At 73.4% G+C, this 17,358-nt stretch carries 14 protein-coding genes; 2 read left to right on the top strand and 12 right to left on the bottom strand.

The genetic code is table 11. The features are described from left to right. Positions 1 to 24 precede the first annotated feature (24 nt). The 6 genes from ACI1MP_RS34655 to ACI1MP_RS34630 all read right to left on the bottom strand — a co-directional run bounded on the left by ACI1MP_RS34655 (position 25) and on the right by ACI1MP_RS34630 (position 7,305). Positions 25 to 876: a PaaX family transcriptional regulator C-terminal domain-containing protein gene (locus ACI1MP_RS34655; protein ID WP_380333338.1), complete on the bottom strand. Its 852-nt coding sequence runs from the start codon at positions 874 to 876 to the stop codon at positions 25 to 27. Positions 877 to 922: 46 nt separating this feature from the next. Continuing rightward, a complete protein-coding gene (locus ACI1MP_RS34650) occupies positions 923 to 3,298 on the bottom strand; it encodes a bifunctional salicylyl-CoA 5-hydroxylase/oxidoreductase (RefSeq protein WP_404870434.1) in 2,376 nt (791 codons plus the stop codon). Continuing rightward, positions 3,295 to 4,968: an AMP-binding protein gene (locus ACI1MP_RS34645; protein WP_404870433.1), complete on the bottom strand. Its 1,674-nt coding sequence runs from the start codon at positions 4,966 to 4,968 to the stop codon at positions 3,295 to 3,297. Before ACI1MP_RS34645 ends, ACI1MP_RS34650 begins: the two co-directional genes overlap by 4 nt. Further along, positions 4,965 to 5,891, bottom strand: a complete 927-nt coding sequence (locus ACI1MP_RS34640; protein ID WP_387992284.1) for an acyl-CoA thioesterase — start codon at positions 5,889 to 5,891, stop codon at positions 4,965 to 4,967. Before ACI1MP_RS34640 ends, ACI1MP_RS34645 begins: the two co-directional genes overlap by 4 nt. Then, complete coding sequence (locus ACI1MP_RS34635; RefSeq protein ID WP_380333342.1) at positions 5,891 to 6,394, bottom strand: cupin domain-containing protein; 504 nt, start codon at positions 6,392 to 6,394, stop codon at positions 5,891 to 5,893. Before ACI1MP_RS34635 ends, ACI1MP_RS34640 begins: the two co-directional genes overlap by 1 nt. A 104-nt stretch (positions 6,395 to 6,498) precedes the next feature. Beyond that, positions 6,499 to 7,305, bottom strand: coding sequence for a fumarylacetoacetate hydrolase family protein (locus ACI1MP_RS34630; protein WP_404870432.1), 807 nt, complete (start codon positions 7,303 to 7,305; stop codon positions 6,499 to 6,501). A 138-nt stretch (positions 7,306 to 7,443) separates the two neighbouring features. On the opposite strand from ACI1MP_RS34630, the gene ACI1MP_RS34625 reads away from it, so the two are divergent. Beyond that, entirely contained in the window at positions 7,444 to 7,878 is a 435-nt protein-coding gene (locus tag ACI1MP_RS34625) for a RidA family protein (protein WP_387992276.1), read from the top strand. Between the two features lie 113 nt (positions 7,879 to 7,991). Here ACI1MP_RS34625 and ACI1MP_RS34620 read toward each other — a convergent pair whose 3' ends face one another. After that, positions 7,992 to 9,230, bottom strand: a complete 1,239-nt coding sequence (locus ACI1MP_RS34620) for a peptidase S8 (protein WP_380333345.1) — start codon at positions 9,228 to 9,230, stop codon at positions 7,992 to 7,994. Between the two features lie 443 nt (positions 9,231 to 9,673). Between ACI1MP_RS34620 and ACI1MP_RS34615 the strand changes: the two genes are divergently transcribed. After that, on the top strand, positions 9,674 to 13,642 hold the full coding sequence (locus tag ACI1MP_RS34615; protein ID WP_404870431.1) for a hypothetical protein: 3,969 nt from the start codon (positions 9,674 to 9,676) through the stop codon (positions 13,640 to 13,642). A 57-nt stretch (positions 13,643 to 13,699) separates the two neighbouring features. Here the strand turns inward: ACI1MP_RS34615 and ACI1MP_RS34610 are convergent, their stop codons facing one another. From ACI1MP_RS34610 to ACI1MP_RS34590, 5 genes are all read right to left on the bottom strand, one after another. Next, on the bottom strand, positions 13,700 to 14,683 hold the full coding sequence (locus tag ACI1MP_RS34610; RefSeq protein ID WP_380333349.1) for a serine hydrolase domain-containing protein: 984 nt from the start codon (positions 14,681 to 14,683) through the stop codon (positions 13,700 to 13,702). A 14-nt stretch (positions 14,684 to 14,697) separates the two neighbouring features. Continuing rightward, on the bottom strand, positions 14,698 to 15,609 hold the full coding sequence (locus ACI1MP_RS34605) for a DUF6895 family protein (RefSeq protein WP_404870430.1): 912 nt from the start codon (positions 15,607 to 15,609) through the stop codon (positions 14,698 to 14,700). Next, positions 15,606 to 16,292 carry a hypothetical protein gene (locus ACI1MP_RS34600; protein ID WP_404870429.1) on the bottom strand — a complete coding sequence of 229 codons (687 nt, stop codon included), beginning with the start codon at positions 16,290 to 16,292 and terminating at the stop codon, positions 15,606 to 15,608. The genes ACI1MP_RS34605 and ACI1MP_RS34600 overlap by 4 nt, the downstream gene beginning before the upstream one ends. Before the next feature lie 48 nt (positions 16,293 to 16,340). Then, a complete protein-coding gene (locus ACI1MP_RS34595) occupies positions 16,341 to 16,523 on the bottom strand; it encodes a hypothetical protein (RefSeq protein ID WP_380333351.1) in 183 nt (60 codons plus the stop codon). A gap of 394 nt (positions 16,524 to 16,917) precedes the next feature. Further along, positions 16,918 to 17,274, bottom strand: a complete 357-nt coding sequence (locus ACI1MP_RS34590; RefSeq protein WP_404870428.1) for a YciI family protein — start codon at positions 17,272 to 17,274, stop codon at positions 16,918 to 16,920. Between the last annotated feature and the right edge of the window lie 84 nt (positions 17,275 to 17,358).

Below are 17,358 nucleotides of genomic sequence, written 5' to 3'. Positions count from 1 at the left end.
GCTGCCCGCGCCCACCGCGGCGGCTCAGCGCCCCCTGACGGACCAGTAGGGCGCGGCGTGCGCCAGGGCGCGGCCCTCCAGGGCGGCGACCAGGCGTTCGAAGAGGTGGAGGGCGGCAGGGCCGGACCAGTCCGGCGGCAGGACCTGCGGGGGCAGGCCGGGGTCGCGGAACGGGAGCTTGCGCCAGTCGTCGACCACCGACAGGTAGCCGACGAAGGCGTCCCGGCCGTCCACGAACGCGGCGGTGGCCAGCAGGTCGGCCTCGGCCGTGCGGTCGGTGAGGAACTCCCGGTAGCGGCGGTCGATCTCGGCCAGGTCCCAGCCCTTGCGGACCATTCCGGCGAGGTCCTGCCCGCCGACGTGGTCGCCGGTGAAGACGGCGCACTGGTCGGTCAGGTCGAGTTCGGCGATGGCCCGGACGGCGGCGGGGAGCATCCGCGCGGGGGCGATCCACACCGCCGCGCCGATGTTGCCGAAGCCGAGCGCGGCCAGGTGCGCGGTCAGCTGGTGGCGCTTGGCCCGGGCGGACTCCGGCACCGAGAAGTTGACGAGGCACCAGCCGTCGGCGAGGTCGGCGGGCTGCCGGGCGTGCCAGATCACCTCGTCGCCGGCGGCCAGCGCCTCCAGCGCGGCGGGCGTCAGCGCGTAGCCGCGCACCCCGGAGCGGGTCTGCGCCTCCAGCCAGCCGCGCTGCTTGAGGCGGAACACCGCGGTGCGGACGCTGGAGGCGTCCAGGCCGGCCTGGGTGAGCAGCTCGACGGTGCCGGCGATCGGCATCCAGTTGCCCAGCTTGCGGACGACGGCGCCGAGGAAGGTCACCAGCACGGTCCGGGAACGGCGCGCCGCGGCGGGCCGGGCCTCCATCGTCTCGCTCATCCCACCGAGTATGGCGGACGCCGAACCGATGATCGGACCGCGGTGGTCATGCGGACACCTCGATCCGGCCCGGCGTCCACCGCAGGTGCACCGTCCCGGGAGCGCCGTCGCGCAGCAGCGACAGCCGCGGCGGGATCCGGTCGGTGCGCGAGGTGGGCGGCCGGCGGCGACCGGCCCGCCACTGCACCGGCCACTCGGCGCCCGCGCCCCGGTAGTCCTGTTCGGCGGCCGCGTGCAGCGTCCACTGCGGGTCGTACAGCTGGGTGCGGCCCAGCGCGCACAGGTCGGCGCGCCCGGCCAGCAGGATCGAGTTGACGTCGTCCCAGGAGGAGATCGCGCCCACCGCGATCACCTGCACCCCGGCCGGGGCGGCCACCCGGTGGCGGATCCGGTCGGCGAACGGCGTCTGGTAGGAGCGCCCGTAGGCCGGCCGCTCGTCCTTGGCGACCTGCCCGGAGGAGACGTCGATCGCCGCCGCGCCGTGCTCGACGAAGGCCTGGGCGATCTCCACCGCGTCCTCCGCGGTGGTGCCGTCCGGCAGCCAGTCGGTCGCCGAGATGCGCACCGTCACCGGGATCCGCTCCGGCACGGCCCGCCGGACCGCGTCGAACACCTCCAGCGGGAAGCGCAGCCGCCGCTGCAGGCTCCCGCCGTACTCGTCGGTGCGGCGGTTGGCGACGGGGGAGAGGAAGGAGGAGAGCAGGTAGCCGTGCGCGGCGTGCACCTCGATCAGGTCGAAGCCCGCGTCCACCCCGCGCCGGGCGGCGGCCTCGAAGTCGGCGACCACCCGGTCCAGGTCGGCCCGGGTCGCCTCGCGCGGCACGTGGCAGCCCGGCCCGTACGGCAGCGCGGACGGGCCGATCACCTCCCAGTTGCCGTCCGGCAGCGGCTCGTCGATGCCCTCCCACATCAGCCTGGTCGAGCCCTTGCGGCCGGAGTGGCCGAGCTGCAGGCCGATCTTCGCCGAACTGCGCTCGTGGACGAAGGAGGTGACACGCCGCCAGGCCGCGCGCTGCCCGTCGTCCCACAGGCCCGCGCAGCCCGGGGTGATCCGGCCCTCGGGGGAGACGCAGACCATCTCGGTCATCACCAGGCCCGCGCCGCCGAGCGCCTTGGAGCCCAGGTGCACCAGGTGGAAGTCGCCGGGCACGCCGTCCGTCGCGGAGTACATGTCCATCGGCGAGACGATGATCCGATTGTTCAGTTCCAGTGCGCCGATCCGCACCGGCTGGAACATCGCCGGGGCCGCCGCCGCCGTCCCCTGCCGCGCGGCGAACTCGCCCTCCACCAGGGCCGCGAACTCCGCGTCCCGCTCCTTCAGGTTCTCGAAGGTGATCCGGCGCGAGCGGGTCAGCAGGTTGAAGACGAACTGGGCCGGCTCCTGGTCGGCGTACATGCCGATGTTCTCGAACCACTCCAGCGAGGCCTGCGCGGCCCGCTGCGTCGACTCCACCACCGGCTTGCGCTCCGCCTGGTACGCGGCCAGCGCCTCGGGCACGGACGGCTGCTCGTGCAGGCAGGCCGCCAGCGCCAGGGCGTCCTCCATGGCGAGCTTGGTGCCGGAGCCGATCGAGAAGTGCGCGGTGTGCGCGGCGTCGCCCAGCAGCACCACCTCGCCGTCGTACCAGCGCTCGTTGCGGACGGTGGTGAAGTTCAGCCAGCGCGAGCGGTTGGACAGGACCTGATGGCCCTTCAGCTCCTCGGCGAAGATCTCGGCGATCCGGGAGACCGCGTACGTGTCCGACTCGCCCGGCCCGAACTCCCGCCCGTCGGTGCGGTCGAAACCGGCCCGCCGCCACACCTCCTCGTGCATCTCCACGATGAACGTCGAACCCGCCTCCGAGTACGGGTAGCCGTGGATCTGCATGGTGCCCCACTGCGTCTGCTTGACGAAGAACTGGAACGCCTCGAAGACCAGGTCGGTGCCCAGCCAGATGTACTTGTTGCGCCGGCGGTCCAGCGACGGGCGGAACACCTCGGCGCGCTCGGCCCGCACCGCGGAGTGCACCCCGTCCGCGGCCAGCACCAGGTCGTGCCCGGCCCGCAGCTCCTCGACGCCCGGCGCCGGAGTGCGGTAGTGGACCCGCACGCCGAGCTCCGCCGCCCGCTGCTGGAGGATCCCCAGCAGCTCCTGCCGGCCCATCGCGGCGAAACCCTGCCCGCCGACGGTGAACCGGTGGCCGCGGAAGTCGACGTCGATGTCGGTCCAGCGGGCGAAACCGCGCTCCATCGCGGCGTGCACCGCCTCGTCCGCGCCCGCGATGCCCGTCAGCGTCTCGTCGGAGAACACCACGCCGAAGCCGAAGGTGTCCTCGGGGGCGTTGCGCTCCCACACCGTCACCCGGTGCGCCGGGTCCAACTGCTTCATCAGCGAGGCGAAGTACAGCCCACCGGGCCCGCCGCCGACCACCGCGATCCTCATGCCGTGCCCTCCACTGCCGTACTGTCGCCCGCCGTGCCCGCCGCCGAGTCCTCGACGAGCCGACGGAGCCGGAAATGCTGGAGCTTGCCGCTCGGATTGCGCGGCAGTGCCTCGACGAACCGCACCTCGCGCGGGTACTTGTACGGCGCGAGCTGCTGCTTCACGTGGTCCTGGATGCTCCGGGCGGTCGCCGCGTCCGCCGCCACGCCCGCCCGCAGCACCACGAACGCGCAGACCACCGAGCCGCGTTCGGCATCGGGCGCGGCCACCACCGCCGACTCCAGCACGTCCGGGTGGGTGTCCACGGCGGCCTCCACCTCCGGGCCCGCGATGTTGTAGCCGGACGAGACGATCATGTTGTCGCTGCGCGCCCGGTACCAGAAGTAGCCGTCCTCGTCGCGGACGAAGGTGTCCCCGGTGACGTTCCAGCCGTTGACGACGTAGTCCGCCTGCCGCTCGTCGTCCAGATAGCGGCAGCCGACCGGGCCGATCACCGCCAGCCGGCCCTCCACGCCCGGGCCGAGCTCCTCGCCGTCCGGGCCCAGCACCGCGGCCCGGAACCCCGGCACCGGCCGGCCCGTCGCACCGGGGCGGATCCCGTCCCCGGCCGCCGAGACGAAGATGTGCAGCAGCTCCGTCGCCCCGATGCCGTCCACCACCCGCAGACCGGTCTCCGCGCGAAGCCGCTCCCACACCTCCTGGGGAATGTGCTCACCCGCGCTCACCGCGACCCGCAATCCCGAAAGCCGCTGCGCCAGACCGGACTTGACGATCTGCCGGTACGCGGTCGGCGCCGTCGCCAGCACCGTCACCCCGTGCTCCGCGACCAGCGCGGCCAGCTCCGCCGGCGTCGCCGACTCGGTCAGGAACGCGCACGCCCCCGCCCGCAGCGGGAACACCACCAGCATCCCCAGCCCGAAGGTGAACGCCAGCGGCGCCGTGCACGCCACCAGGTCGTCCGGCCGCAGCCGCAGCGTGCACCGGCCGAAGGTGTTGTCGATCGACAGCAGATCGCGGTGGAAGTGCACGGTGACCTTCGGGACGCCGGTGGTCCCCGAGGTCGGCCCGAACAGCGCGACGTCGTCCGCCGCCGTGTCCACCGCCGCGAACCGGCCGGCCTTCCCGGCCGCCCGCCGCACCAGGTCGTCCGCCGCGTCGCCGCCGACCGCCACCACCGCGAGGCCGGGCAGACCGCGCAGCCCGGCCAGGCCCCGCACCTCGTCCAAGAAGCGGTGGTCGACCAGCGCCACCGCCGGCCGGGTCTTCGCCACGATCGGCCCCAACTCCCGCGCCCGCAACGCCGCCATGGTCGCCACCGCGATCCCGCCGGCCCGCAGCACGCCCAGCCAGGCCGCCACCGCCCACGGATTGTTCGGCGAACGCAGCAGCACCCGGTTGCCCGGCACCAGCCCCAGGTCCTCGGTCAGCACCTGCGCGACCTGCGCCGACCGCGCCTGCAACTCGCCGTACGTCCACACCTCCCCGCCCGGCGTGCGCAGCGCGGGTCGGTCCGGGCCGAACTCCGCCACCTGGCGGTCCAGCAACTCCACTGCGGCGTTCAGGCGTTCGGGATACTGCAGCAGCTCGGTGGTGAACTCCAGCACCGGCCACTGCCCGACCGGCGGCAGGTGGTCGCGCGCGAAGGTGTCACGGAAGCCGGACTCCGTCATCTGCCGTCCCCCGCCCGGATCATGCCCTCCTGGACCACCGTCGCCAGATGGACCCCGTCGGGCGTGAAGAACCGCCCCTCGCCGAGGCCCCGGCCCGACTCCGCCGCCACCGCCTGCTGCGCGTACAGCAGCCACCCGTCCAACACCCCCGGGCGCGGCGGACGGTGGAACCACATCGCATGGTCCAGACTCGCCGTCACCAGCCCCGGCCGGGCCCACGCCAGGCCCAGCACCCGCAGCACCGGCTCCAGCACCGTGTAGTCGCAGACGTACGCCAGCGCCGCCGCGTCCCGCTGCGCCTCGCTCAACCCCTCCACCGGCCGCAGCGCGTCGAACGGCCGCACCCAGACCGCCTGGTGCGGCGCCCGCCCGCCGTCCACCGACAGGTACACCGGGCCGGGCACGTGCCGCAGGTCGAAGCTGCGGCCCGCCGACCAGTACTCCTTGGACGCCCCGGTCATCGTCCCGCCCGAGCGCTCCGCCAAGTACGCTGCGGAGCCCGGCAGTTCCTCGGGACCGGGCAGGCCGTCGGCGGCCCAGTCGGGCAGCGCGGCGGCGAAGCTGCCGCCGGGCTCGCCCGCCGCGAAGTTGGCCAGGCACACGTACAGCGCCTTGCCGCGCTGGTAGGCGCGCACCTGCCGGGTCGCGTAGCCGCGGCCGTCGCGCAGCAGCTCCACCTCGTGGCGCACCGGTTCGCCGATCTCGGCGGGCCGCATGAAGTAGGAGTGCATCGAGTGCAGCACCTTGCCGTCCTCGACCGACCGCATGGCCGCGGCCGCCGCCTGCGCGACCAGGTCGCCGCCGTACGCCTTGGGCCACGGGCAGGGCTGGGTGACGGCGGTGAACGCGAGGTCGAAGTGCTCGGGCGCGACGGGCTCCAGGGCGACGGCCGCGCCGAAGAACTCCGAGGTGGTGTCGGCCATCAGGGCCGGTCCAGCCAGTCGGGCAGCTCCGCGTCCGGCACCTCGGGCAGGTTGACCACGATGTTCTCCGGGGTGCGGGTGGTCATCCAGGTCAGCGGGCGGTTGCGGTCGACGTTGCACTCCACGTGCGGCATGAACGGCGGGACGAACACCCAGTCGCCCTCCGCCAGGTCGACGTAGTCGGCGAACTTCGCGCCGAAGTAGATCCGGCCCCGGCCGGACAGCACGTAGCCGCCGGTCTCCGCCTCGCCGTGGTGGTGCGGCACCGACCGGTAGCCCGGCTCGTTGCCGACCTTGCCGAACCACAGCCGGGTGGCCGGGGTGTGCTGGATGCTGATGCCGGAGATCCGGGTGGCGCCGGCCGACTGCCCGGTGTCCCCGGGCTCGTCGCCCGCCCTGGTCACCACCGGGACCACCAGGCCGCTCCCGGTGGCGTACATCGAGTTGTCGCCGTCGAGCAGGTACGAGCTGTAGTCGGGGGAGTTGCCGGGGGTGGGGTCCATGGGAAGCTCCTCGTCGTGGCTGGGGGTCGGTTCGAGAGGGTTCGCTCTGACGGATCGTCGGCTCTGCCGTGCCCGGCGGCGGTGCGGCTCGCCGGGCGCGGCGGTCAACCGGTGAGGCGCACCGTGTTGCGCAGCGTGCCGATGCCTTCGATCGACGTCTCCAGCACGTCGCCGTCGGCCAGGAAGCGCTGCGGGTCGCGGGCCGCGCCGACGCCGCCGGGCGTCCCGGTCAGCACCAGGTCGCCCGGGCGCAGCAGGGTGAACGAGGAGACGTAGGCCAGCAGGTCGGCGGCGTCGAAGACCAGCGTCCCGGTGCCGGCGCGCTGCACCTCCTCGCCGTTGACCCGGCAGACCACCTCCAGCCCGGCCGCCGGGTCCACCTCGTCCGGGGTGACCACTTCCGGGCCGACCGGGCAGGACCCGTCCCAGGCCTTGCCCTGCAACCACTGCGTCGTCCGGTTCTGCCAGTCCCGCACCGAGACGTCGTTCGCCACCGTGTAGCCGGCGATCCCGGCCAGCGCCGTCGCCCGGTCGGCGCGGTGCAGCGGCGCGCCGACCACCACCGCGAGCTCCGCCTCCCAGTCGAGCTGCAGGCCGCGCGGCAGCACCAGGTCGTCCGCCGGGCCGGTCAGGGTGTCGGCGAACTTCGCGAACAGCGTGGGGTGGGCCGGGAGTTCACGCCCCATCTCGCGGATGTGCTCGGTGTAGTTCAGCCCGCAGCAGAGCACCTTGGCGGGCGTGGGCAGCGGCAGCATCGGGACGGCGCCGGGGACCTCCGCCCCGGCCCGCACCGGGGCGCCGGCGCGGAGGAACGCCGACAGGTCGGGGGCCGGCAGCGCGTGCCAGGCGTCCCCGTGCCGGACGGCGGCGGTGGTGCCGCCGTCCGGGCGGCCGACCGTTGCGAGACGCATGGGAGATACCTCCACTTCGGCACCGCTGTCCGCCACCCGGTGCCGGGCGCGTTGTTTCAATGGTTCTGCGATCGTCACAGAACTGTCAATAGCTGCTACGGTGACGCACCGACGGCACCCGACCCGCAGGAGTCCTCCATGGCGAGCTACTCGGCCCCCGTTCCGGTCAACCCCGCGTCGCTGCCCGAACCGCGCGGCTACTCGCACGGCACGCTCTGCGGCAACACCCTGCACCTCGGTGGCCAGACCGCCCTCGACCGGAACATGCGGATCGTCCCCGGCGGCATCGTCGAACAGTTCCGGCAGGCCTTCGGCAACGTCCTCGCCACCCTCGCCGAGGCGGGAGGCCGTCCGCAGGACCTGGTCAGCATCACCCTCTACCTCACCGACATCCCCGACTACCAGGCGCACGGCAAGCAGATCGGCGAGGTCTGGCGCGAGCTCGCCGGCCCGGTCTACCCGGCGATGGCCGGCATCGGCACCACCGCGCTGTGGCAGCCCGAGGCGATGATCGAGATCCTCGGCGTCGCGGTGATCCCGGACGAGCGGCTGGTCCGCCCGGCGTCGTCCTGATCCGTCACGGTCGATCGATCTTCGGGACACGGCAACGCCGAAGGGCGGCGGCGCGCAGAGGAGGGGAGTCCCTGCGCGCCACCGCCCTTCGGCGGGTCGCGGGTGGAGCGTCGTCAGCCGGCGAAGGCCGCCGTGCCGTGCGGGGTGCCCAGCCCGGTCGGGCCGTCGTAGCCGGTGGTGGCGGTGCACAGGTAGCTCGGCGAGCAGCTGCCGTTGGAGCCGGTGGTGACGTCGTACAGGGAGCCGGTGTGCGCGTACGGGAACGAGGACGGGTAGGAGCCGGTGGACGGCGTCCCCGCCAGCGCGTACACGCTCGCGATGATCGGCGAGGAGGCGCTGGTGCCGCCGTACACCGCCCAGCCGCTGCCGCCGTACGTCTGGTAGACGGCGACGCCGGTGGCCGGGTCGGCGACCGCCGAGACGTCGGCCACGGTCCGCTTGGCGCAGCCGGTGTCCTTCTGCCAGGTCGGCTTGGCGTCGTAGGCCGAGCAGCCGGAGCCGGTGCCCTCGGTGGAGTTGGTGTACCAGACCGACTCGCCCCAGCCGCGGGTGCTGGAGTTGCGGCTCAGCGAGGTGCCGCCGACCGCGGTGACGTACTTCGAGGCGGCCGGGTACTGCGCGCCGTACGCGCTGTCGCCGGAGGAGACCGTGATGGCCACGCCCGGGTGGTTGAAGTACGAGCTGTCGTACGAGGTGTCGGACGAGGACTCGCCGCCGCCGTAGCTGTTGGACACGTACTTGGCGCCCAGCGCGACCGCCTCGTTCACCGACTTGCCGAGGTTGGCCATGGTCGCGCTGGTCGCCTCGACCAGGATGACGTGCGCGTTCGGCGCGACCGCCGAGACCATGTCCAGGTCGAGCGAGATCTCGCCCGCCCAGCCGGAGTTGGGGCTCGGCAGCGAGGAGCCGCCGGTCTGGTTGACCTTCTTGAAGCAGCCGTTCGCGGTGGTGCAGGCCGGCAGGCCGTACTGTGCGCGGTAGACCGCCATGTCGGCCTCGGCGTTCGGGTCGTCGTACGCGTCGACGATCGCGATGGTGGCGCCCGCGCCACCGTTCGCCGGCAGGTTGTACGCACTCGTCAGGTCCGACGGGCCGTAGCCCGACGGGGTCGCGTTCGGCGTGACGCCGAGGGCGTGGACGTGCTGGGTCGCGTTGGTGACCTTCAGCGCGTGGCAGCCCATGGTGTCGCCCTCGGCGAGCGTGTCGCACGCCCGCACCCAGGACACCCCGCCCTTGCTGTACGTGGTGGGTGCGGACCGGGCGTCGGCCGGCGAGGCCGCGGCCAGGCCGGTGAACGCGGTGAGGGCGAGCGCGGCGGCACTGATGAGGGTGGGCGCGGTGGGGGTACGCAAGGAACTGCCTCCAGGGGTCGGAGCACAACGGAGGGGCCGCCGGCGGCGGACGGGCCGAACACGCGGCGGGGCAGGCAGGAGCGGCGGCATGACTGGGGGCGCCGGGGCTCCTGCACCGGGGGTGATCGCACGGTTGAGCCGTCACCGACGCTAGTGATGGTGTCCCGTCAACTGCAATGAGCGGCAAGGAGATTGGACCTTCCCTTTACCGCTCGGGGGTCCCGGGTGACGGTTCCTCCATACACAGAACCGCGGAGGTAAAGGACGCCTGTGTTTCTCATCCGGGACACAGGTCCCGCACCGCACGTCGAGGCCCCGACCCGGCTGTCCGAAACAGTGTCCGAAAAGTTGTGGCGATGATGTGTGTACGCCCCGCTAGAATCCGCCTGCTCGAACTCCGGTGATCAGCACCGGTGTTGGGCAGTCGAACCATGGGGGGTTTGATGAGAGTGCTGCCGTTCTTCGGCAGAAACGTGCGTTCGGTGGGGGTGTTCGCGGCCGGTGCGCTGCTGGCCACCTCGCTGATCGCACAGTCCGGCGCAGCCTTCGCGGCGGCCGCCGACCCGTCCGGCGCCGCGACCAAGCCCGCGGCCGAAGCGCCGCAGACGCCCGCCGCGGCCGCCCCGCAGGCGGCGAAGGCCGCGCCGCAGGCCGCGCCGAAGGTGGACCCGCAGGCCGAGCACCAGGCCGCCGCGAAGGCGCTGCAGGAGTCCGACCCGGCCGGGGCCTGCCCGGCGGTGCTCGACCCGCAGGCGCCCGTCACCTGCACGATGAGCGGGTCCGGCAGCGTGAGCCCGACGCTGAACCTGACGCAGGATCACGACCTGGTCCTGTTCCAGGTGCTCGCGACCCAGCAGTACAACCTGACCACGACGCTCACCGCGCCCGACGGCTCGACCGTCGCCTGCGAGCGCGTGATCTCCTACGGCCCCGGCGCGTTCCGTTGCGCGACCGGGCAGGCCGGCACGTACAGCCTGAAGCTGACCAACTCCTACTCGGCCAACTCGCTCTCCATCGCCTACCTGCCGCTGCTGTCCACCGGCGCGTGCCGGACGGTGGCCGGCGACGACAGCAAGCTGGGCACGGCCAAGTCGTTCAGCGGCTCGCTGGGCACCGGCGCGGTCGGCGACTGCTTCACCACCGACCTCGCCCCGGGCGACGTCCTGCGCACCTACGGGCCGAACTACCAGGCCACCTGGACCGTCTACGACGGCGCCGGCAAGCGGATCTGCGACTCCTACACCACCGGCAGTTCGAGCAGCGGCCTGGACTGCGCGCTGACCGGGGCCGCGCCCTACCGGGTGACGGTCCAGGAGGTCTTCGGCCATGCGCTCGACTACACCTTCGCCGCCGCCCGGCTGTCCCGGCCCGAGGGCTGCGCGATCGTCCAGCCGCAGGCCTACGGTGAGGCCCCCGACCTGACCTCCACCACGCGCTGCCGAACCCTGCGGGTGCCCGCCGACGGCCGCTACCTGTACAGCTGGGCGAACAGCTCCGGGACGTACCTCCGCAGCCGGCTGTTCCGGACCGACGGCACCCAGGACAGCTGCCAGAGCGGCGACTGCACGCTGACCGCCGGCGACCACACCTGGGTGCTCGACGGCGACGCCGGTGACGTGGGCGCCTTCGGGATGGCGCTGCACTCGGCGACCGAGACCCGCGGCTGCACCGACGGTGCCGACGACGGCTTCGCCTCCGGCGCCGTCACCGGCACGCTCGACTCGGCCGGGCAGGCCCGCTGCCTGACCCTGCCGACCGCTTCCGGCAAGGGCCTGTACCTGCTCAACCGGCCGCCCACCGACGGGGCCACGGCCACCGTCGAGGTCGACGACGCCAATGGCGTCAAGCAGTGCAACAACGAGAGCTACTCGTACGCGGTCTGCAAGCTCACCGGCACCGCCCCGTTCCGGGCCGTGCTCACCGCCAACCCCGGCCGGCCCTACGGGGTGGTGATCCACCGCACCGACAGCGACGCGGGCTGCACCGCCTGGCCGCAGTCCGGTTACGGCGGCTCCTGGGGCGCCGAGGTCTCGCTGAGCCCGACCGACCCGCAGCGCTGCCTGAGCATCCCGGCCGCCCAGCACTCGCCCGCCGAGATGCTGGACTACGCGAACAACCTGAACCAGGTGAACGCGGCCGTCTACATCGTCGACGGCACCGGCGCCGCCGTCTGCTCGACCCTCGGCAGCTCCACCACCACCTGCAAGTTCACGACGGGCGCGGCCTACACCGCGGTGCTGGTCGGCGGTCGGACGGACACCTACAAGCTGGTGCGACGCGACATCTCGCCGAGCGCGCCGTGCACCACCCGCTCCTCCACCGCGGTCGGCGGCCCGTCCACCCAGTTCGACTTCACCTCGGCGCTGGACGCCCGCTGCGTTCGGGTCAACGGCGCGGCGAGCGACAAGTTCTGGCTGAGCAGCCGCACCACCGGCAACCGCTACGAGGCGGGCACGCTGCTGATGGCCGTGGACGCCGACGGCAACGTCCAGTGCCGGCAGTGGGGCGTCTCCTGCAAGATGACCGGTTCGACCTCGTACGTCGCTCTCGTGGTCGCGTCCGGCTACCAGGGCAAGGCGATCCACGCGAACGTCGACGCCTGGAAGGTCGGCGGGGCGGACGGCTGGGCCGCCGAGTGCAACGGCAACGTACTGTCGGCGAACGGCTTCCCGCAGCACAGCGGCGTCCTCACCGAGACCGACACCGCGTACTGCGGCGTGGTCGACCTGAAGGCCGGCCAGGGCGTCACCGTCGCGGGCACCACCAGCACCGCTGGGCCCTTCTCGCCGCCGTGGCTGGCGATCTCCGGCCCGAACGAGTGGACCGACTCCTACAACAGCTACCAGTGCTTCCAGAGCTACGGGCAGTTCGGCGGCGCCTGCACGAACTGGAGCTCCACCGACGGCCGGGCGCTGCTGATGGTCACCCCGGACAAGTCGCCCACCCCGGTCGAGTACACCCTCCAGGGCCTGGCCGGGAACTCGAGGCCCGACTACGGCACGCCGGAGTCGGTCGCCCCGGCGACCGGCCGAGCCGGCACCCTGGTGCCGGCCGTGATCCGGGGCACCGGCCTGACGGTGGGCAGCCGGATCAACCTGGAGAACAGCTCCACGAGCAGCCGGAATCCGGTCTTGCCGCAGTCGGCGAACGCCGACGGCACCGAGTTGCACGTCCTGGTCAGCACCAACGGCCTGGCACCGGGCAAGTACGACCTGGTGCGCGACGGCATGGGCTATACCCAGGGCCAGCCCTCGCCGGGCTACGTCCCGAACGCGTTCGAGGTCACCGCGGCCGACGACCCCGCCAAGTCCCGCTTCGTGCCGCTCGACGCGGTCCGTCTGCTGGACACCCGCGACGGCACCGGCGCTCCCAAGGCCAAGGTCGGCGCAGGCTCGACGGTGAGTGTGCAGGTGACGGGCGCCCACGGCGTCCCGGCCGCCGGCGTCACCTCCGTGGTGCTGAACGTGACCGCGGTCGACCCGAGCGAGGACGGACACCTCACCGCGGGTCGGCCCGCGCCCGGCCTGCCGAGCCTGAGCTTCGCCGCCCACCGCACCACGGCCAACCAGCTGACGGTGCCGGTCGTCGACGGCAAGGTCGACCTGCGCAACGACACCGGCACGGTCGACCTGGTCGCCGACCTCGCCGGCTACTACACGGACGCCGCCGACCAGGGCTCGGCCCTCACGCCGATCACCCCGGCCCGCTTCCTGGACACCCGTGACGGCACCGGCGCCCCCAAGGCCCGGGTCGGCGCGGGCCAGAGCGTCAGCCTGCAGGTGGCGGGCGTCAAGGGCGTCCCGGCGGACGGCGTCACCGCCGTGGTGATGAACCTGACGGCCGCGTCGCCGACGGCGACCGGCTGGATCACCGCCCACGCCGACGGGCAGCCGCTGCCCGCCACGTCGAACCTCAACTTCACCGCCGGTCGGACCGTCGCCAACCTGGTGACCGTCCCCGTGGTGAACGGCAAGGTCGACCTGCGCAACAGCGCCGGCACCGTCGACCTGATCGCCGACGTCGCCGGCTACTACTCGGCGACCGGCACCAGCACGTTCTCCCCGGCCACCCCGCAGCGGCTGCTCGACACCCGCGACGGGACCGGCGCCCGGCAGGGCACCGTCGGCGCGGGCGGCATCGTCGGCGTCCAGGTCGGCGGCGTCGGCGGCGTCCCGTACGGGGCGACCGCCGTGCTGCTGAACGTCACGGTCACCGACCCGACCGACACCGGCTACCTGACCGCCTATCCGCACGGCGCCGACCGCCCCGGCACCTCCAGCCTCAACTGGACGCCGGGCCAGACGGTTTCGCACCAGGTCCTGGTCCCGGTGGTCGACGGTTGGGTGGTGTTCTACAACTCCACCGGGACGGTGAACGTCACCGCCGACCTGACCGGCTGGTTCACCGCCTGACCGACCGACAGCACCCCACGGGCCGCCGACGCACCCAGCGTCGGCGGCCCGTGGGCGTCACAGGCCCCGGAAGATCCGGTAGCCGGTCTGGATGAAGCGGCCGTCCAGCCGGGGGCCCGCGTTGGTCAACGCGGCCAGGGCGGTGCCGCGTTGGGGACAGAAGGCGATGAAGGAGGTGCAGCCGCGGGTGCCGCCGGAGTGGAAGAGGACGTCGCCGTCGGGGGTCGGGCGCAGGTTCCAGACCAGGCAGATCCGGTCCGTGGAACGGGGTTTGACCAGGCGGGGCCGCTGGACGTCGCGCAGCGCGGCGGTCAGGGCGGCGGTGGGGGCGGCGGCCGGGTCGAGGTGGACGGTGAGGTAGCGCAGCAGGTCGCGGGCGGTGGAGCGGACGGCGCCGGCGCCCGGCAGGGCGGGGATCTGCCAGGGCGGCAGGGGGCGTTGCCGGAAGTGCCCGACGGCGGCGCCGGGTTCGCAGTCGGTGCCGGTGAGTCCGAGCGGGCCGCTGATCCGGGAGGTGAGCAGCGCCGGGTACGAGGTGCCGGCCCGTTCGGCGAGCGTCCGGCCGAGCAGGCCCACGCCGTAGTTGGAGTAGTGCACCCGGTCACCGGGCGGATTGCGCAGCCGGGTCCGGCCCATCGCGCGGTCCAACTCGGCGACGGAGTACGCCGCGTACGGGTTGGTGAACCAGGCGGGCAGCGCCGAGCGCCGCAGGCCGGGCGGCAGGCGGGGGAGTCCGGAGGTGTGGGTGGCCAGGTGGAGAAAGGTGAGCGGCACGTCCGCGACGGTGACGGTGTCCCGGTGGCGGACCTCGCCGCGGGCGGCCAGTTCGGCGAGCAGCAGGGCGGTGAACGTCTTGCTCACCGAGCCGAGTTCGAAGCCGGTGTCCGGCGTCACGGGCTCGCCGGAGCTGCCGTCGGTGCGGCCGTGGCAGAGCAGCCGCTCGCCGTCGGGGGAGACGACGGCGAGGGCGACGGCCGCGCCGCGCGGCACGGTGCGGGTCAGGGTGGCGAGCTGCGGATCCACCGGGCGCACCTGACTCACCGGGTTCACCGGGCTCACCGGAGCGCGCGGGCGAGAGTGAGGGTGCCGGCCAGGACGCCGACCACGGCGGTGTGCTCGTTGTCCTTGAACGCCCGCTCGGGGTCCTCGTCGACCGGGTCCAGGTCGCGCGGCAGCAGACCGTCCGCGCGCTGGGCGGCGACCAGTTGCTCCCAGTTCTGCGGATCGCAGACCGGCTCGGGCAGGCAGGCGTCCACGATCAGCAGTTCGCCGAGCAGGTCCCACTGCCCGGTCTCCCGCCAGATGTCGGCCCACACCGGCAGCCAGGCGGCCAGGTACTCGCGCAGCGGCGCGGGCAGCCGTTCGGGCAGCGCACCCCAGTCGGTGAGGTGGAAGACGGTGTGGGTGACGCTGTAGCCGGTCGTCCAGTCGATCGCCCAGGGTTCGGGGCGGGCGCCCAGCCAGGTCGCCGCGGCGAGCGCGTCCCAGTCGGGGCGGCTCCCCAGCCCGATCACGTGCCGGGCGTTGGCGATGGCCAGGCGCCGGTTCGGCATCGTCTCCACGGCGTGCGTGGCGCGCAGCCCGTCGAGGCCGGACAGCAGTTCGTCCAGCGCCGGGTGCCGGTAGCCGGAGCGGTGGAAGTGCAGGTACGTCTCCAGCGGGTCGCTGAGCAGCATGTGCCGGAACTGCCGTTCGTACAGCAGCTCGCCCTGGCGCAGCTGCTGCCAGCCGAAGTCCAGCAGCACCCGGGCGCGTTCGCGTTCGGTGGGGCCGGAGACGGTCTCGCGCAGCACCAGGGAGGCGGCCAGGGCGCATTCGCCGATCGGCTTGTACGCGTTGTCGGGGTCCGAGAGGTCGGCGCCCCCGTCGGGCGGCAGGGCGCCGTGGCCCTGCTCGTGCGCGGTGTGCAGCCACTCCAGCGCGCGGGTGGCCAACCGGTGGGCGTCCCCGAGCGCGGCCGGGTTCATCCGGCGGCCAGGTGTGCGGCGACGGTGAGGTCGAGGGCGCTGCGCGCGGTGCCGTCGCCGGTCAGCGCCAACTGGCGCAGCAGCGGCGGGAGTTCCAGCGCGGACGGGGTGCCGGTGCGGTGCAGCCAGGCCAGCCAGCGGACCAGTCGGGCGGAGGTGCGGTGGTCGCGCCGCAGCACGGCGCGGGCGGCGCCGCGGGCGAGCGCGAGCGGGTGTTCCCGGGCGCGTTGGTGCACCGGGCCGTCCAGGGTCGGCAGGGCCAGGCAGGAGAGCTGCGCCATCCGCACCGACCAGCGCTGCCAGCCGTCCTCGCCGGGGTCGGGCGGCGGGGGCGGGGTGGGGGCCGACACGGGGTAGCCGGCCCGGGTGAGGAGCTCGGCGGTGGCCCGGTCGCGCCAGGTGTGGATCCCGGACTCGTCGGAGGGGAAGACCCGGAACGCCTCGGCGACGATCTCGGTGGTCTCCGGCGGGGTCGGGGCACCGGTGAGCAGGGCCGGAGCGAAGACGTCCGGGCCCAGCACGCGGACGCCGGCCAGCAGGGCCTGCGGCTCCGGCGCGGCGGGAGCGGGAGCGGGGGTGGGAGGAGCCGCGCCCTCGGCGCCGGTGAGGGCGTCGAGGGTGCGGCCTGCCGCCCACTCGGTCGCGGCAGCGAACTCCCGCTGGGGCGATTCGGCGAACGGCATAGGTGGACCACTTTCTTCCGATGATTCCGATCTGATGCCGGGTCGGTGCTACTTCTTCTCCTTGGGACCCTTCGGGGAGAGCAACAGGGCGAGCAGCAGCAGGCCGATGGCCTCGGGGCGGTACAGCGGCGCGTCGCTGACCGGCGACTCGTCCTCGGTCATCAGCGCCTTGACGGTGCCGAGTTCGGGCGCCGTGGTGCGATGCGGAGCAAGCACGATCTGGGCAAGCATCGGATACGCCTCCTTGGGGAAGGACGGACGTCATCGTCGGATCGACGATGTCCTCTCCCCACGCTAGGCGGGCTCCTGGAACGACGCATGTGGAGTTCCGGCTGCCCGGAAGTGGCATGTCCGGGGCATGATGGCGTGTCATGGTCGCGGCAATCGGGAGGGTGGTCGCCGGGCGGGTGGTCGGGGGAGCGGTCGCCCCTCTGCCGCCCGGGATTCCAGGTGACGCTGCTCGCGCTCGGCGCGGCTCGCCGTCGCCCGCGCGTCCCGGCGGGCGTGGGTCAGCAGCATCGGCGCCGACAGGCCCGTCACGGCCGGCGGGCCGGCGTGCCGAGGGCCTGCGGCGCGAGTGCGCGCAGCAGGCCCTCGAAGTCAGGTGCTGTCCGGTCGCCAAGTGTCACTCGGAGAACAGCACCTGACGCACCTCCACGCCCAGGCCGGGAATCGCGGCGTCCGGGATCTGCGCCGCCAGCTCGACCGCCCGCTCCTTGTTCTCGCAGTCCACCAGGTAGAAGCCGCCCAGGAACTCCTTCGCCGCCAGGAACGGACCGTCCGTCACCACCGGCTGCCCGTCCCGCACCGACACCACCACAGACTGCGACGGGTCCACCAGCGCCTGCGTGAGGATCAGCTCGCCGGAGTCCTTCAGCGCCTGGGTGAACCGGCCGTGGCCGGTGCCGAGCCCGGCCTTCTCCTCGTCCGTCAGCGCGTCCAGCACCGCCGGGTCGATGTGCAGGCCGATCAGGAACTTCATCTCGCACTCCTCGTCGCTCGCGGGCCCCGGCCGGGGCCCCCGACCCGTTGGTGCCTTCACCGGCGCGCTGCACGTCACCGGGTT

The organism is Kitasatospora griseola (assembly GCF_044999035.1).
GTDB classification, from domain to species: Bacteria; Actinomycetota; Actinomycetes; order Streptomycetales; family Streptomycetaceae; genus Kitasatospora; species Kitasatospora griseola.
The sequence above is the reverse complement of the archived record's forward strand: the minus strand, read 5'-3'. Positions and strand labels throughout refer to the sequence as shown.

Bases quoted from the DNA above. Each gene is read 5' to 3' on its own strand.
- ACI1MP_RS34600 (WP_404870429.1), bottom strand. From the start codon at position 16,292: ATGCCGTTCGCCGAATCGCCCCAGCGGGAGTTCGCTGCCGCGACCGAG.
- ACI1MP_RS34595 (WP_380333351.1), bottom strand. From the start codon at position 16,523: ATGCTTGCCCAGATCGTGCTTGCTCCGCATCGCACCACGGCGCCCGAA.
- ACI1MP_RS34645 (WP_404870433.1), bottom strand. From the start codon at position 4,968: ATGACGGAGTCCGGCTTCCGTGACACCTTCGCGCGCGACCACCTGCCG.
- ACI1MP_RS34615 (WP_404870431.1), top strand. From the start codon at position 9,674: ATGAGAGTGCTGCCGTTCTTCGGCAGAAACGTGCGTTCGGTGGGGGTG.
- ACI1MP_RS34605 (WP_404870430.1), bottom strand. From the start codon at position 15,609: ATGAACCCGGCCGCGCTCGGGGACGCCCACCGGTTGGCCACCCGCGCG.
- ACI1MP_RS34635 (WP_380333342.1), bottom strand. From the start codon at position 6,394: ATGGACCCCACCCCCGGCAACTCCCCCGACTACAGCTCGTACCTGCTC.
- ACI1MP_RS34590 (WP_404870428.1), bottom strand. From the start codon at position 17,274: ATGAAGTTCCTGATCGGCCTGCACATCGACCCGGCGGTGCTGGACGCG.
- ACI1MP_RS34640 (WP_387992284.1), bottom strand. From the start codon at position 5,891: ATGGCCGACACCACCTCGGAGTTCTTCGGCGCGGCCGTCGCCCTGGAG.
- ACI1MP_RS34655 (WP_380333338.1), bottom strand. From the start codon at position 876: ATGAGCGAGACGATGGAGGCCCGGCCCGCCGCGGCGCGCCGTTCCCGG.
- ACI1MP_RS34625 (WP_387992276.1), top strand. From the start codon at position 7,444: ATGGCGAGCTACTCGGCCCCCGTTCCGGTCAACCCCGCGTCGCTGCCC.
- ACI1MP_RS34650 (WP_404870434.1), bottom strand. From the start codon at position 3,298: ATGAGGATCGCGGTGGTCGGCGGCGGGCCCGGTGGGCTGTACTTCGCC.
- ACI1MP_RS34630 (WP_404870432.1), bottom strand. From the start codon at position 7,305: ATGCGTCTCGCAACGGTCGGCCGCCCGGACGGCGGCACCACCGCCGCC.